Source organism: Micromonospora cremea (assembly GCF_900143515.1).
In the GTDB taxonomy this organism is placed as follows: Bacteria; Actinomycetota; Actinomycetes; order Mycobacteriales; family Micromonosporaceae; genus Micromonospora; species Micromonospora cremea.
Genome location: NZ_FSQT01000002.1, coordinates 14,090 through 28,460 on the forward strand (window position 1 = coordinate 14,090; position 14,371 = coordinate 28,460).

General features: G+C 72.8%; 11 protein-coding genes and 1 pseudogene. 4 read left to right on the top strand and 8 right to left on the bottom strand.

Annotation, left to right across the window (positions count from 1 at the left end):
* Positions 1–48: 48 nt before the first annotated feature.
* A complete protein-coding gene (gene ngcE / locus BUS84_RS13450) occupies positions 49–1,464 on the bottom strand; it encodes an N-acetylglucosamine/diacetylchitobiose ABC transporter substrate-binding protein (protein ID WP_074312638.1) in 1,416 nt (471 codons plus the stop codon).
* Between the two features lie 205 nt (positions 1,465–1,669).
* Here ngcE and BUS84_RS13455 point away from each other — a divergent pair, with 205 nt between their 5' ends.
* The gene (locus BUS84_RS13455) at positions 1,670–3,067 is read left to right on the top strand and encodes an acyltransferase family protein (protein ID WP_074312640.1); all 1,398 of its coding nucleotides are present in this window, start codon (positions 1,670–1,672) and stop codon (positions 3,065–3,067) included.
* On the opposite strand, the gene BUS84_RS13460 is transcribed toward BUS84_RS13455, so the two are convergent.
* Positions 3,039–4,532, bottom strand: a complete 1,494-nt coding sequence (locus BUS84_RS13460) for a CoA-acylating methylmalonate-semialdehyde dehydrogenase (protein ID WP_074312642.1) — start codon at positions 4,530–4,532, stop codon at positions 3,039–3,041. The genes BUS84_RS13455 and BUS84_RS13460 overlap by 29 nt on opposite strands.
* Entirely contained in the window at positions 4,529–5,827 is a 1,299-nt protein-coding gene (locus BUS84_RS13465; protein WP_074312644.1) for an aspartate aminotransferase family protein, read from the bottom strand. The genes BUS84_RS13460 and BUS84_RS13465 overlap by 4 nt, the downstream gene beginning before the upstream one ends.
* 255 nt (positions 5,828–6,082) lie before the next feature.
* Between BUS84_RS13465 and BUS84_RS13470 the strand changes: the two genes are divergently transcribed.
* Positions 6,083–7,060 (top strand): hypothetical protein, encoded by a 978-nt coding sequence (locus BUS84_RS13470; RefSeq protein ID WP_244298568.1) that lies wholly within the window; start codon positions 6,083–6,085, stop codon positions 7,058–7,060.
* Positions 7,061–7,078: 18 nt separating this feature from the next.
* Here BUS84_RS13470 and murD read toward each other — a convergent pair whose 3' ends face one another.
* Positions 7,079–8,428, bottom strand: a complete 1,350-nt coding sequence (gene murD / locus BUS84_RS13475) for a UDP-N-acetylmuramoyl-L-alanine--D-glutamate ligase (RefSeq protein WP_074312646.1) — start codon at positions 8,426–8,428, stop codon at positions 7,079–7,081.
* A 91-nt stretch (positions 8,429–8,519) separates the two neighbouring features.
* Between murD and BUS84_RS13480 the strand changes: the two genes are divergently transcribed.
* Positions 8,520–9,869, top strand: a complete 1,350-nt coding sequence (locus tag BUS84_RS13480; protein WP_074312648.1) for a MurL-like N-terminal domain-containing — start codon at positions 8,520–8,522, stop codon at positions 9,867–9,869.
* A gap of 110 nt (positions 9,870–9,979) precedes the next feature.
* Here the strand turns inward: BUS84_RS13480 and BUS84_RS13485 are convergent, their stop codons facing one another.
* Together BUS84_RS13485 and BUS84_RS13490 are read right to left on the bottom strand one after the other, a co-directional pair.
* Positions 9,980–11,749 carry a PucR family transcriptional regulator gene (locus tag BUS84_RS13485; protein ID WP_483189033.1) on the bottom strand — a complete coding sequence of 590 codons (1,770 nt, stop codon included), beginning with the start codon at positions 11,747–11,749 and terminating at the stop codon, positions 9,980–9,982.
* 111 nt (positions 11,750–11,860) lie between these two features.
* Positions 11,861–12,286: pseudogene (locus BUS84_RS13490) on the bottom strand (TrmH family RNA methyltransferase); the annotation flags it as partial.
* Between the two features lie 49 nt (positions 12,287–12,335).
* Between BUS84_RS13490 and BUS84_RS13495 the strand changes: the two are divergent.
* The gene (locus BUS84_RS13495; RefSeq protein ID WP_425293452.1) at positions 12,336–13,160 is read left to right on the top strand and encodes a TrmH family RNA methyltransferase; all 825 of its coding nucleotides are present in this window, start codon (positions 12,336–12,338) and stop codon (positions 13,158–13,160) included.
* Positions 13,161–13,564: 404 nt separating this feature from the next.
* On the opposite strand, the gene BUS84_RS13500 is transcribed toward BUS84_RS13495, so the two are convergent.
* Together BUS84_RS13500 and BUS84_RS13505 are read right to left on the bottom strand one after the other, a co-directional pair.
* Positions 13,565–13,822, bottom strand: coding sequence for a hypothetical protein (locus tag BUS84_RS13500; protein ID WP_074312652.1), 258 nt, complete (start codon positions 13,820–13,822; stop codon positions 13,565–13,567).
* A gap of 8 nt (positions 13,823–13,830) precedes the next feature.
* Entirely contained in the window at positions 13,831–14,181 is a 351-nt protein-coding gene (locus BUS84_RS13505) for a hypothetical protein (protein WP_074312654.1), read from the bottom strand.
* Between the last annotated feature and the right edge of the window lie 190 nt (positions 14,182–14,371).

Sequence of the window (14,371 nt, forward strand, 5' to 3'; positions counted from 1 at the left end):
TCCCGTGGTGCGGCCGGTGGGGACGGTCCGCCCCCACCGGCCGGGGTGTCACGCAGCCCGCTTGTACTTCTTGACCGAGGTGTCCTGGGCGATCGAGTCGGCGCCCTTCTGGCACTGGTCGAGGAAGTCCGCCGGGCCGATCCGCCCGCTGAAGAACTCGCCACACGCGGCGTCGACGAGGTTGCGCTCCAGCTTGCGGTAGTAGTTGTTGTACACCCAGTTGAACCCGTTGGCGCCGGACGCGTCGAGGGCCTTGACCACGCTGGTCAGCCCGTACGGCAACTCGACGCCCTCGGTCGCGCCAGCGACCACGGTGAGGCTGGCGACCTTCCGGGTGAAGTCCTGGGCGCCCTTCTTCGACAGCATCGTGCGGAAGTACTCCAAGCCGCCGGCGACGTTGCGGGCCTTGGCCGGCACCATGAACGGCTCACCGGCGGTGCCCCGGATCGCCTCGAACGGCAGCTTGTCGCCGCTGCCCAGGCTCGGCGTCGGCGCGATGGTCATGTTGAACCCGGCCGGGGTGACGTCCTTCTGCTCGCTCTCCAGCCAGGAACCGCAGGAGATGAAGGCGGCCTTGCCCTGGCACCAGGCCGTCTGCGACTGCTTGTGGTCCAGGCCGGGCGAGCCCTCCAGGATGTACTTGTCCTTGACGATCTGGTGCCACGCGTCGGCGGCGGCCTTCATCGCGTCGGACTTCCAGGCGTTCGGCTCCAGGTTGTCGAGCGCGAGGGCCACCGACGGGCCACCGAACTTGATCGCGGTGGAGATCAGCGGCCAGCTCATGTAGCGCGGGTGGATGCCGGCGTACGTCCAGGGGGCGATGCCGGCAGCCTTGATCTGCTTGCAGAGCGCGATGTGCTCGTCCCAGGTCTTGGCGTACTCCCACTTGCGCTCGGTGAACAGCTTGTTGGAGTGCCAGATGCCGTAGGCGGTGTAGGTGTAGTTCAGCACCAGGAACTTGCCGTCGTACGAGCCGATCTCGACCGCGCCGGGCAGCAGGGTGTCCTTGACCGTCTTGCCGGGCACGTCGAGGCTCGGGGCGGCGAGCAGCTCAGCCAGGTCGGCGAGGGCGTTCTGGCTGACCAGGCCGTTGAAGTCGATCTGGCCGGTGCCGGAGTTGTTGACCACGTCCGGCGGGGAGCCGTCGACGAAGCGCGGCTGGAGGGTCTTGCTGATCTCCTGGGTGGCGGAGTGCTTGATCTTCGCCTTCGGGTACTTCTCGGTGTACATGGCCTCGTGGGCCTTGGCGTACTCCTCGCCGAACCCACCGCTGAAGATGACCACCTCGAGCGGGGCGTCTTCCTTGACGCCGAGCGGGTTCTGCTCGCTCTTGGTGCCCTTGTAGGCGGCGTTGTCGTCGTTGTCGTCGCCGCCGCCGGTGGCGCAGCCGGTCAGCAGGCCGGCGGCCGGGGTGGCCAGCAGGCCGGCGGCGGCGCTGCGTCGCAGGATGTCACGCCTGTTCATGATTTCTCCTCGGGTCGGGTCGGGCGGTCGCCGGGTGATGGGGGTGGCGTCCGTCGCATCGAGGCGCTGGGGGATGTTGTGTTGCTTGTCTTCATTTGACACAAAGGCGTTGAAGAATTTCTACGGCAGCGACGCGCGGACTTCAACCCCCGGCAGCCGAACCGTTATCACCACCGGCCAGCACCCGGTCGCATAGCCTGAGGCGATGCGCCGCCTGCGCCAGCTCGCGGAGCGCACCCCGCCCGGCCGGGAGCGGTACGTCGACCTGCTCCGCGCGCTGGCCATCACCATGGTCGTTCTCGGACACTGGGGCGTCACGGTGATCGAACGGGACGCCGCCGGCCGGCCCAGCGGGCACTCCGCGCTCGGCGACCTGCCCTGGGCGTACCCGCTGACCTGGGTGGCCCAGGTGATGCCGGTCTTCTTCCTGGTCGGCGGCTACGCCAACGCGGCCTCGCTCACCCGGCTGCGGGCCCGGGACGGCGACGCCGCCGGCTGGTTGGTCGACCGCAGCGCCCGACTGGTGCGCCCCACCAGCGTGCTGGTGCTGGTGCTCAGCGCCGCGGCAGCGGTGGCCCGGCTGCTCGACGCCGACCCGACCCGGATCCGCGAGGTGGTCTGGTTCGCCACCATCCCGCTCTGGTTCCTGGTCGCCTACCTGGCGGTGGTCGCGCTCACCCCACCGATGTACGCGCTGCACCGCCGCTTCGGACTGGCCGTCCCGCTGGTGCTGGTCGCCCTGGTCGGCGTCGGCGACCTGCTCCGGCTGACCGGGCCGGAAGAGCTGGCGTACGGCAACTACCTGTTCGGCTGGCTGGCCGTACACCAGCTCGGCTTCGCCTGGCACGACACCCGCGCCGCCCCGCCCGGCGTGACCGACCCCGCCGGGCCGTCGGCACCCGACCGTCCGGGGGTACGCCGACGCCGGCTGCCCATCTCCCGCCGGGCCGGCGTGGTGTTCCTGGCCGGCGGGCTGGCAGCGCTGCCGCTGCTCACCGTGCTCGGCCCCTGGCCGGTGGCCATGCTGCACGTGCCCGGCGAGCGGCTGGACAACGCCGCGCCGCCCAGCCTCGCGCTGCTGGCCGTCGCCGCCACCCAGCTCGGCCTGATCCTGCTGCTGCGCGGCCCGGCGGAGCGCATGCTGCGCCGCACCGGCCCGTGGCAGCTCGTGATCGGCGTCAACCTGGTGGTGCTGACCATCTTCCTCTGGCACCTGACCGCCGCCGTCCTGCTGGTCGGCCTGCTCGACGCGACCGGGACGCTGCCCACCCCGGCGGTCGGCTCGGCCGCCTGGTGGGCGTGGCGGGTGCCCTGGCTGCTGCTGCTCGCGGTCGTCCTGGCGGTCCTGGTCGCCATCTTCGGGCCGGTGGAGGCGCGCAGCACCCGGCACCGCACCGGGCGCCGGGCCGGGCGGGGCACCAGGACCCGGTTGGTGCTGACCGTGGCCGGCTACGCCGCCGTGGTGGCCGCGCTGCTGATCAACAGCGCGACCCCGGCGAAGGCCCCGGAGCCGCTCGGCACGCCCGTCCCGGCGCTGCTGGCGTACCTGGCCGGGGCGGGCGTGCTGCGGCTGCTCAGGTCTGGGTGGGGAACCCGAGGTTGACCCCGCCGTGGCGCGGGTCCAGCCACCGGCTGGTGACCACCTTGCCCCGGGTGAAGAAGCGCACCCCGTCCTCGCCGTGCGCGTGCAGGTCCCCGAAGAGCGAGGACTTCCAGCCGCCGAACGAGTGGTACGCCATCGGCACCGGGATCGGCACATTGATCCCGACCATGCCCACCTCCACCTCGTGCTGGTAGCGCCGGGCCGCACCGCCGTCATTGGTGAAGATCGCCGTGCCGTTGCCGTACGGGCTGGCATTGACCAGTTCCACCGCCTCGTCGTACGAGCCGACCCGGACCACGCCGAGCACCGGCCCGAAGATCTCGTCCGTGTAGATGGACATCTGCGGGGTCACCCGGTCGAACAGCGTCGGCCCCAGCCAGAAGCCGGCCGGATCGCCGTCCGGCGTCACGTCCCGCCCGTCCACCACCGGCACCGCGCCGTCGGCCACCCCGGCGTCCACGTAGGAGCGCACCTTCGCCGCGTGCGCGGCCGTGACCAGCGGACCCATATCGCAGCCGCGCCGGCCATCGCCGGTGCGCAGCCCGGCCATCCGGGCGGCGATCCGATCGACCAGCGCGTCGGCCACCGGCTCCACCGCCACCAGCACCGAGATGGCCATGCACCGCTCCCCCGCCGAGCCGAACCCGGCGTTGACCGCCGCGTCGGCGGCCAGGTCCAGGTCGGCGTCGGGGAGCACCACCATGTGGTTCTTCGCCCCGCCGAGCGCCTGCACCCGCTTGCCGGCGGCGGTGCCGCGCTGGTAGACGTACCGGGCGATCGGGGTGGAGCCGACGAACGACACCGACCGCACCTCCGGGTGGTCCAGCAGCGCGTCCACCGCCTCCTTGTCCCCGTTGACGACGTTCAGCACCCCGTCGGGCAGGCCCGCCTCGGCGAACCACTCGGCCAGCAGCAGCGCCGCGCTGGGGTCCTTCTCGCTCGGCTTGAGCACCACCGCGTTGCCGCAGGCCACCGCGACCGGCACGAACCACAGCGGCACCATCACCGGGAAGTTGAACGGGGAGATCACCGCGACCACCCCGAGTGGCTGCCGGATCGTGTACGAGTCGACCTCGGTGGAGACGTTCTCGCTGAACGCGCCGCGCAGCGCCGACGGCAGGCCGCAGGCGTACTCGATCACCTCCAGGCCGCGCTGGACCTCCCCGGCGGCGTCGGCGAGCACCTTGCCGTGCTCGGCGGTGATCACCTCGGCGAGCCGTTCCCGGCGGGCGTGCACCAGCTCCCGGAAGGCGAACAGCACCGCCGACCGCTTCGCCAGCGACGCGTCCCGCCAGGCCCGGGCGGCGAGGGCCGCGGCCCGCACCGCGACGTCGACGTCCGCGGCCGAGGCCAGCTCCACCTCGGCGGTACGCCGACCCGTCGCCGGGTCGAACACGTCGCCCCGCCGCTCGGACGTGCCGCCGACCCGCTTACCGTCGATGAAGTGCCCGATCCGGGTGCTCACGCCGCCACCCCCGCCGCCAAGCGGATCGCGTCGACGAGGATCGCCAGGCCCTCGCGGGCCTCCTCCTCGGTCAGCGTCAACGGTGGACCCATCCGCAGCACGTTGCCGTACAGGCCCCCCTTGCCGGCGAGCAGGCCACCCTCCCGGCACGCCTCGAAGACCCGGTTGGTCAGCGCCGCGTCCGGCTCGCTGGTGCCCGGCCGGACGAACTCGACGCCGAGCATCAACCCCTTGCCGCGCACCTCCGCGACGCAGTCCAGCCCGCCGACCGAGGCGCGCAGGCCGTCGGCGAGGATCGCGCCGACCCGGGCCGCGTTCGCCTGGAGGTCGTGCGCGATCAGGTAGTCGAGCACCGCGTTGCCGGCCGCCGTGGAGATCGGGTTGCCGCCGAACGTGGAGAAGCTGATCGCCGGCACCGACTCCAGCACCTCGGCCCGCCCGACGACCCCGGCCAGCGCGAACCCGTTGCCGATGCCCTTGGCGAAGGTGAGCAGGTCGGGGGTCACCCCGTGCGCCTGGTAGCCCCAGAAGTGCTCCCCGGTACGCCCCCAGCCGGTCTGCACCTCGTCGGCGATGAACAGGATGCCGTGCTCGTCGAGGACCTTCTTCCAGCCGGCGAAGAGCCCGTCCGGCGGATGCACGAAGCCACCCACCCCCTGGATCGGCTCGGCGATCAGCGCCGCCACGTCGCCGGCGGTCTGGGTGGCCAGCACCTCGCGCAGGTCCTCCACCGCCGCGTCGACCTGCTCCTCGGCGCTCAGTCGGGCGAGCAGGCCACGCACCCGGTCACCCGAGTGCAGCCAGGCCACCTGGAGCGGGTTGAGCCCGCTGGCCGACCAGTTGCGGTTGCCGGTGACGCCCATCGCCGCGTACGACCGGCCGTGGTAGCTGTTCCGCACCGCCAGGATCTGGTGCGAGCGCCGGTGGTTGGTGGCGACCAGCAGCGCCGCCTCGTTCGCCTCGGTGCCGGAGTTGGTGAAGAACACCCGGGCGTCCGGGATGCCGGAGCGCTGCGCGATCTTCTCGGCCAGCTCCACCTGCTGCCGGATCAGGTAGAGCGTCGAGCTGTGCACGATGCCGCTGGCGAGCTGCCGCTCGACCGCCTCGCGGATCTCCGGGATGTCGTAGCCGATCATGTTCGTCAGCACGCCACCGAAGAAGTCCAGGTAGCTGCGGCCCTGAGCGTCGGTGACCCGGCGGCCCGAGCCGGAGACCAGCTCGATCGGCTCGGCGTAGTACAGCGGCATCCAGGACGGGAGCACGGCCCGGTGCCGGGCCAGCAGGTCGTCGGTCATCGTGGCAACCCTTCAGCGGCATTCGTGGATACCGCACGCTCCCACCGGCGGCCGGTGTGGACAACTGCCACTGTGTAGCGCAGCGCGCGTCCGCTCCTGACAGTGCGTCAGCCGGGCGGCAGGCCGCCGGCGGGCAGCGCCGCGCACCTGGTCGGTGGAGCAAATCGGCCATCGAGGTACCTCCCGGGCGCCGGCCGCCGCCAGGGTACGACGGGACGACAACGACCCCGTCCCGTCGGCCGGTACGATCCGGCGGTGCCCGAGCTGCCCGTACCGCTGCCGATCGCGGCGCCGGGCGAGCCGACCGACGGGATGGCCGCCGGCATCACCGGGTGGGTCTGCGCGGAGCCGATGCGCCGGCTGGTGGAGCGTTTCGGCGGCAGCTGGCCGGACGGCGACCTCACCGACGTGCTCCGATTCCTGGACGAGTTCTCCGCCCGACACTGGGACTTTCGGGCCGGTCGGGAGCGGCCCGACGCCCGGGAGCCCGACCTCGACCCCGGCACCGCCGAACTGGTGCTCGCGTCGGCGGCCGCGCTCGGCCTGACCCGGCCGGTGCCGCCGGTTCGCCCGGCGTACGCCCACCTGGTGGTGCTCGGCGGCCTGGCGCACGCCTGCGTACGCCGGGTCAGATACGCCGCGCACCTGCTGCGCGCCGGCCTGCGGGTGGAAGGCGAGGTCGCCGTGCTGGGCAGCTTCCGGCAACTGGCCGACTGGGAACGCCGGACACTGGCCGACGCCGGCCTGCCAGCCGACGACACCGAGGTGGACGTGCTCGACTCGGCGGTCCGGCGGGTGTTCCAGGTGACCGCCCCGGCCGAGCAGGACGGTGTCGACGCCGGGCACCCGCACCACTCCTGGTCGTCGCGGACCTACCGGCCAGCCGGCCTGCCACCGGTACGGGTGCTCGCCGCGCCGTCCAGCGAACCGCACCGGCGGCGCGCCCACACCGCCGACACGCAGCGGTTCTGGGCGGGGCACGTCCAGCTCGCCCCGGGCGACGAGGTGCTGATGGTCACCGCGCCGATCTACGTGCCGTTCCAGCACTGCGACGCGCTACGCACCCTGGCCGTGCCGTACGGCTGCGGCATCGACACCGTCGGGGTGGACCCGGCGCTGGCCGACCTGGCCGTGCTGCCCGAGCAGACCCTCACCCCGGGGCGCTACCTGCAGGAGATCCGCTCGGCGATCCGCTCGATGCGCGCCCTGCACGACCGGCCCGACCCGCGCTGAGCCCGGCCGGCCGAGGCGTCAGGCCCCGGCCGTGTCGGCGACGGCCTGGGCGAAGACCTCCGAGCGGTGCTCGAAGTTGCGGAACTGGCCATAGCTGGGGGCGGCCGGTGACAGCAGCACCACGCCGCCGGCCGGAGTGAGCTTGCGGGCCAGCCGGACGGCCGCCACCAGGTCCTCGACCAGCTCCGTACGCACCCCGGGAAGCCCGTCCAGGGCGCCCACGATCCGGGTACCGCTGTCCGGGATGCCGATCACGGTCAGCTCCCGCTCCGCCAGGTGCTCGGCCAGCGGCGTGTAGTCCAGACCCCGGTCGTTGCCCCCGACGATCACGGTCAACGGCCGGCCGTCGTACGCGTCGATGGCGTGCATGGCCGCGTACGGGCTGGTGGCCAGGGTGTCGTCGACGAACGTCAGCCCGGACGGGTCGGTGATCTCGGTAAGCCGGTGGGCCAGCCCCTGGAACTCGGCGACCGCGACGGCGAGGCTGTCCTTGTCGGCCACCACGTCCACGCCGAGCGCGTCGAGCACGGCGAGCGCGACACAGAGGTTGCCCTCGTTGTGCCGGCCGACCAGCGGCAGCACGGCGCGCGGGAACAGCGGCCGGTCGCCGAGGTGGAACCAGGGCGCGCCGTCCGCCCCGGTGGCGACGTTGGTGGTGTCGGGGCGACCGGTACGGACCGCCGGGCGGTCACCCAGCTCGGCGGCGAGCCGGGGGTCGGCGCCGTTCACCACGATCGTCTCCGGGTCGTGGGCGAGCAGGTTGAGCTTGTCCCGGTAGTACTCCCGCTCCCCGCCGTGCGCGTCCAGGTGCTCCGGGAAGAGCGCGGTGACCACGGCCACCCGGGGCGAGTCGGTGAGGTCGCTGCACTGGTAGCTGGACAGCTCCAGCACGTACAGCTCGGCCTCGGGCAGGTCGAGGGTGGGCACCCCGATGTTGCCGCCGAAGACGTTCGGCCGGCCCATCGCGGTGAGCAGGTGGCTAATCAGGCTGGAGGTGGTGCTCTTGCCCTTGCTGCCGGTGACCCCGACGGTGCGCGCGGCGTGGTCGGCCATCCACAGCGCGGTGCCCTGGGTGACGGTGACGCCGCGCCGGCGCAGCTCGACCAGCCACGGGTGGGTCTGCGGCACGCCTGGCGAGCGGACCACCACGTCGGCGGCGGCCAGCCGCTCGAATCCCGCCTCGCCAGTGACCAGCGGGGCCGCCTCGGCCAGCGGGCCGTCCCACGGCAGCGAGAGGAAGTTGGCGCTGTCGTCGACGGCGACCAGCTCGGCCGGGCCGTGCGCGGCGATCGCGGTCACCGCGGCCCGGCCCTCGCGGCCGGTCCCCCAGACGGCGACGGTACGTCCGCGCAGGTCAGACAGGCGCACGGGGCTCTCCTCGGTGGTCGCGGCGGCGGTGGAGCGGGCACGGTCCGGCGCAGCCGGACACGGCCGGACGAACCAGGGCCTAGTATGGCGTGTGCCCAACGAGCAGCTCCGGCGGATGGACGCCTTCGCCTTCCCGTCCTACTCGATCGACTTCGCCACCGGCGAGGTGTTGTTCGACTACGCCCTGACCGGCCCGGCCGGCGAGCAGCGGTTCACCGAGGTGATCACCCTTCCGCTGCCGGCGGAGCCGCCGTCGGACGAGACGGTGGCCACCCTCGGTCGGGTGCTGGAGCTGCTGCACCTCGTCGCCGGGGTCAGCTACTACAAGGCCGCCGCGCCGCCCCGGCTGGTGCTGCCGGCGCCGCTGGGCGCGGCCACCGCCGACTACGTCACCGCCGTCTACACCAAGGGCCTGGCGGAGTACGCGTACCGCAACCAGCTCCCGCACGTGCTGGAGCTGCGCCCGGAGGTGCCGGCCGGTGAGGTGACGCCGGCACGGGTGTACGACAACTCCGACCGTCGCCCGCTCTCCGCTGTCGGCGGCGGCAAGGACTCCATCGTCAGCCTGGAGGCGCTGCGCCGGGCCGAGCTGGACCCGGTGCCGTTCTCGGTCAACCCGAACCACGTGATCGTCTCGGTCAACGAGGCGTCCGGACTGACCCCGCTGGCCGCCCGGCGGCGGATCGACCCGGTGCTGTTCGACCTGAACGCGACCGGCGCGCTGAACGGCCACATCCCGGTCACCGCGATCAACTCGCTGATCGCGGTCGCGACCGCGGTGCTGCACGGGCTCGGCCCGGTGGTGATGTCCAACGAGCGCTCGGCGTCCGACCCGAACCTGGTCTGGAACGGTCATGAAATCAACCACCAGTGGTCCAAGGGCGTCGAGGCGGAAGGGCTGCTGCGCGCGGCGCTGGCCGAGCACGCCGGCCTGACCGAGCCGTACTTCTCGCTGCTGCGCTCGCTGTCCGAGCTGCACATCGCCCGGCTGTTCGCCGAGTTCACCCGGTACGACGACGTGGTGACCAGCTGCAACTCCGCGTTCAAGCTGCGCAACGCGAGCGAGCGCTGGTGCCGCAACTGCCCGAAGTGCCGGTTCGTCTTCCTGGCCATGGCGCCGTTCATGCCACGGGAGCGGGTCACCCACATCTTCGGCGGCGACCTGCTCGCCGACCCCGAGCAGATCCCCGGCTACCGGGAGCTGCTCGGCGTGGACGGGCACAAGCCGTTCGAGTGCGTGGGCGAGGTCGAGGAGTCGGTGGTGGCTCTGGGCCTGCTCGCCGAGCAGGACCAGTGGCGCGACGCCCCGGTGATCCGCGCCCTGGTCGACGCCGTCCCCGCCACCGCCTGGTCGGCCGTGGCCACCTCGGACGTCTTCACCCCCGGCGGCCCCAACCACATCCCCGACACCTACGCCAAGGCCCTGACCTCCCTCACCTGACCCGCACCCCCTCCCGTCCCCTCGCCCGCTCCCTGGTGATCAAGAGGTTTGCGTCACCAGGGACGGGGTTGCCGACGCGAACCTCTTGATCAACAAGGGGAGGCCGGGGTTCAGGGGGTGCGGACCGCGTCCAGGGCCAGTAGGGCCACGTGCAGGGAGAGGGAGGCTTCGACCGAGTCGAGGTCGACGTCGAGGATGCGGGCGATGCGGGCCAGGCGCTCGTAGAACGCCGGCCGGGACAGGTGCGCGGCGGCGGCGCCGGCGGACTTGTTGCGCCCCTGTTCCAGGTACGCGCGCAGGGTGTCGAGCAGCTGCTCCCGGGGGTGCCGCGCGTCGTACTCCAGCAACGCCCCCAGCTCACGCTCCACGAACGTCTGCAACCGGGGCTCGTCGCGCAGCAGGTGCAGCAGACCGGCCAGGCCGACGTGCGGCAGCCGGAAGATCGGCAGGTCACGCCGGTCCCGGCGGGCCGCCTCGGCGATCTGGCGCGCCTCGACCAGTGACCGTCGCGCCTCCCGCAGGCTGCCCACCCCGGATCCGGCCGCCACGATCATCCCGCCCGGAGCACCGCCGGCAGCCCGGGACGGGTCGGCGCCGGACACCAGCCGGGACGCGTCCGCGCCGGACACCGTGCGGACCGCGCCGGCGTCGAGGCGTACCCGGCGCAGCGCGGCGGCGAACGCGGACAGTGCGCGGTCCTCGGCGGCCGGGTCCGGCAGGGCCAGCAGCGCGCCCACCGAGTGGTCGTCGACCGCGCTGGTCAGCGCGGTCAGCTTCGCCTCCCGCAACGCCTGGCCGACCGCCTCGGACAGGTCCCGCAGCCGGGCCGGGCCCGCCTCGGGGCCACCCTCGCCGGCCGGGTCGTCGGCCCGGTGCCGGACCATCACGCCGACGAGGTGCCGGCGCTCCAGCACCACGCCGAGCGCCCTGGCCCGCAAGGCCACCTCGTCCACGGGCCGGGAGTGATCGAGCAGCGCGGTCAGCAGGGTGCGGTGGATCTGCCGTTCCAGCCCCTCGGCGTCGCGGCGGATCAGCCGGCCCAACGCGAGGGTGGACGCGGCCCGCTCGATCAGGATGGTGAGCCGGGTCGGCGGTCCGCTGCCGGGGCGAGCGTCGGGCCCCCCCGGGTCGACGCCCCGGCGGCTGGGCAGCTCCCCGCCGGACGGCCAGCGCAGCAGCAGTCGCCCCCAGTCCTGCCCCCGGGCGCCGACGACCGTCACCAGCCAGCCACTGTCGGGGTCGTACGCGGTCCGCCCCGCCGGCCGGATCCGCCGGGAGTGCTGCTCCCAGCCGTCCAGCAGCAGCTCGGCGCTTTCCCCCGCCGGGTCGTACCCCAGCACCTGCCGGGACAGGTTCTCCAACACCACCGGGCAACCGGACAGCTCGGCGGCCTGCCGGATCACCTCGGCGGCGTCGGCGCCCTCGACGGAGAGGTCGGTGAAACGCTGGTGGATCTCCTCGGTGGCGCGCAGCTCGGTGAGCTGCGCGTCGACGATCAGCGCGTGCACCGCCTCGGTGATCCGTACGAACGGGGTGGCCCGGCGCAGCTCCACCAGGGGCAGGCCGCGCCGCTCGGCGGCGGCGGCCATCACCCGGGGCACCCCGCTGACGTACCGGCGGCCCAGCTCGACGACGAGCCCGGAGACGCCGACGTCGGCCAGGTCGCCGATGAACGCGCGCAGCCCCGCGTCGTCGCCGGGCAGCCCGATGCCGGTGGTGAGCACCAGCTCGCCACCGCCGAGCAGGGTGGCGATGTCCGGCACCTCGGCGACGTGCACCCAGCGGACCGGCCGCTCCAGCCCGCCGTCCCCGGCCACGACGCGCGGCGCGCCGTGGCGGACGGGGTCGAGGGCAAGGACCTCACGGACGGTAGGGAACACGGCCGCCACGCTACCGTCCGTGACGCCGGAACTCGACATGCCGCCGCCGGCGGGCACGGTCACCGGACGAATCCGATCCGCGTCCACCGGCTGACGAGGGCGTCACCGCCCTCACCAGGGGTCGTCGCGGCTCAGCTCCCAGCAGGCCACGGCCGTAGCGGCGGCCACGTTGAGTGAGTCGACGCCACGGCGCATCGGGATGACCACCCGGACGTCGGCGGCGTCCATGGCGGCCCGGGTCAGGCCGGCGCCCTCGGCGCCGAGCAGCAGCGCCGAGCGGGCCCGCTGGGCGGCGTCGAGGCGTTGGACAGGCACCGCGTCCGGCGCCGGGGTCATCGCCAGCACGGTGAACCCGGCCGCCCGGACCTCGGCGAACGCGTCCGGCCAGGGATCCAGCTTCGCGTACGGCACGGCGAAGACCTCGCCCATGCTCACCCGGACGCTGCGCCGGTAGAGCGGGTCGGCGCAGCTCGGCGAGAGCAGCACCGCGTCCACCCCGAGGGCCGCCACCGCCCGGAAGATCGCGCCGAGGTTCGTGCACAACTCCAAACTGCACCCCAGCCCTCCTCCCCAGCTCACGCAGCCGATGAGCCAGACTCGGCGGGTGACCGTAGAGCTGATCTCTGACCCGGCGGACGAGCGGATCGCCGACTACCGCGCCCTGACTGACGTGGAGCTGCGCACCAGGTGGGAGCCGCCGCACGGGCTGTTCATCGCCGAGGGGGAACTGGTGCTGCGCCGGGCGCTGCGGGCCGGGTATCAGCCGCGGTCCTTCCTGGTGGACGCGAAGCGGGTGGACCAGCTCGGCAGCCTGCTCGACCACGGGCCGGCGTACGCGGCCAGTCAGGAGGTGCTGGAGGCGGTCACCGGCTTCCATGTCCACCGGGGCGTACTTGCCAGCTTCCACCGCAAGCCGTTGCCGGCGGCAGAGGAGGTGTTGGCCGGCGCCCGCCGGGTGGCGGTGCTCGAAGGGATGAATAACCACACGAACCTCGGAGCTGTGTATCGGGGCGCAGCCGCCCTGGGCATCGACGCCGTGCTGCTGTCGCCGACGTGCGCGGACCCGCTCTACCGGCGCAGCGTGCGCGTGAGCATGGGCGAGGTGTTCGCGGTGCCGTACGCGAAGCTGGACCCGTGGCCGGCGGGGCTGGAGCTGGTGCGGGCGGCTGGCTTCACGATCCTCGCCATGACGCCGGCACCCGACGCCGTGCCGATTCAGCGCCTCACCGCGGCTCAGCGAGCGAAGGCCGCCCTGCTGCTGGGAGCCGAAGGCCCCGGCCTGACGGAGGCGGCGCAGGCGGCCAGCGACGTGCGGGTGGTCATTCCGATGCGGCGCGGCGTCGACTCCCTCAACGTGGCGGCGGCTGCTGCTGTGTCGTTCTGGGAGCTGGGCCGCGAGGATGAGGGCTGACGTTTTCCCAGGTCAAGCGTTGGTCCATGTCACCAACTATCGTATAGCCGGGCTAGTCGGACGTATCGTGCCAATGTGTGGCAACTCACTGCGGGTGATCTCGCGTACTAGCTCGACGGCGAGCGACGCCCCGTCCGGTGCCGGGTCGAGCTGGTGACCGACACCCGCGTCTACCTTCGAGCCACCGCGAAACGACTACGGCCGGCGCAAGGACGAGGTCTGGTACGAGGCGCGGCTATCCCGGCGCGTGGCCCCGCGCGGAGCGGTCTACATCCGCGACGGCAAGGGCCACTTCGACTGGCGGTCGGTCGACATCGCCGCGTGATTTTCCAAATGGGAAAGGGCAACAAAAAAGGCCCGGCCCCCCAACACGGGGAGGCCGGGCCTCTTGTCTTGCTGTTCGGTTAGTCGGTGATGAGGACCCTGACGGGCTCGGCCGGCAGGCGCAGGTTCCGGGCCAGCCCGGCGATGCCGGCCGCCCCGATCTCGCGTGCCTCGTCCTCCGTCTTGGCGGTCACCGAGGCGACGATGCGGGTCTTGCTGGTCCCGTCCACCGTCATGCTGGCCAACTCCACCCGCTCGTCAAGCGCTGGACCCTCTTCGGGGTACGGCGTGACGGGCGCACCTTGGTACTCGACTGCCACGCCCCACGTCTTGTCCATGCCTGATCCTACTTCTTGGGCTTCGGGCAGGACACGATCCGCGCCTGCGGCTTCTCGTCGGGGCTGAAGGCGTACGGCGTGCCGCTCGGCCCGGTGCCGGTCACCATCGCCCGCGTCCGCCACTTGCCGGGCAGGCAGAAGTAGCTGACGAAGGAGCAGGACACCCAGGCGCCGGCCGGCGGGATCTCCTCGCAGGCCGCCTTAGCGTCACCCTTCGGCGCCCACAGGCCCCACTCGCCGTTGAGTTCCTTCTCCAGCCAGACCTGCGCCTTGTGGCTGACCGGCGGCATGTCGCAGGTGCTCTCGGCCTCGGCGATCACCGCCGCCTTGCCGGAGACCAGCTTCGCGACCGGCGGCATGCCCCTACTGCGGCCGGGTCTGGCGCCCGAAGTACGTCGAAGCCTTCGGCGACGGCGTCTGGTACTGGACGCCGACAAAGCTGGTGGCGGAGTGAGCACACCGTCCAAGGCCGAGTGCTTCGACCGATTCTGGGACGTGATCGCCATGGCCCAGAAAAACCTCAGCCGGCGCAAGGCGGCCGAGGCAGCC

Coding starts and splice junctions, on each gene's coding strand:
- BUS84_RS13455 (WP_074312640.1), top strand. CDS start 1,670: ATGCGCCGCCTGCGCCAGCTCGCGGAGCGCACCCCGCCCGGCCGGGAG.
- ngcE (WP_074312638.1), bottom strand. CDS start 1,464: ATGAACAGGCGTGACATCCTGCGACGCAGCGCCGCCGCCGGCCTGCTG.
- BUS84_RS13495 (WP_425293452.1), top strand. CDS start 12,336: ATGAGCCAGACTCGGCGGGTGACCGTAGAGCTGATCTCTGACCCGGCG.
- BUS84_RS13465 (WP_074312644.1), bottom strand. CDS start 5,827: ATGACCGACGACCTGCTGGCCCGGCACCGGGCCGTGCTCCCGTCCTGG.
- BUS84_RS13500 (WP_074312652.1), bottom strand. CDS start 13,822: ATGGACAAGACGTGGGGCGTGGCAGTCGAGTACCAAGGTGCGCCCGTC.
- BUS84_RS13505 (WP_074312654.1), bottom strand. CDS start 14,181: ATGCCGCCGGTCGCGAAGCTGGTCTCCGGCAAGGCGGCGGTGATCGCC.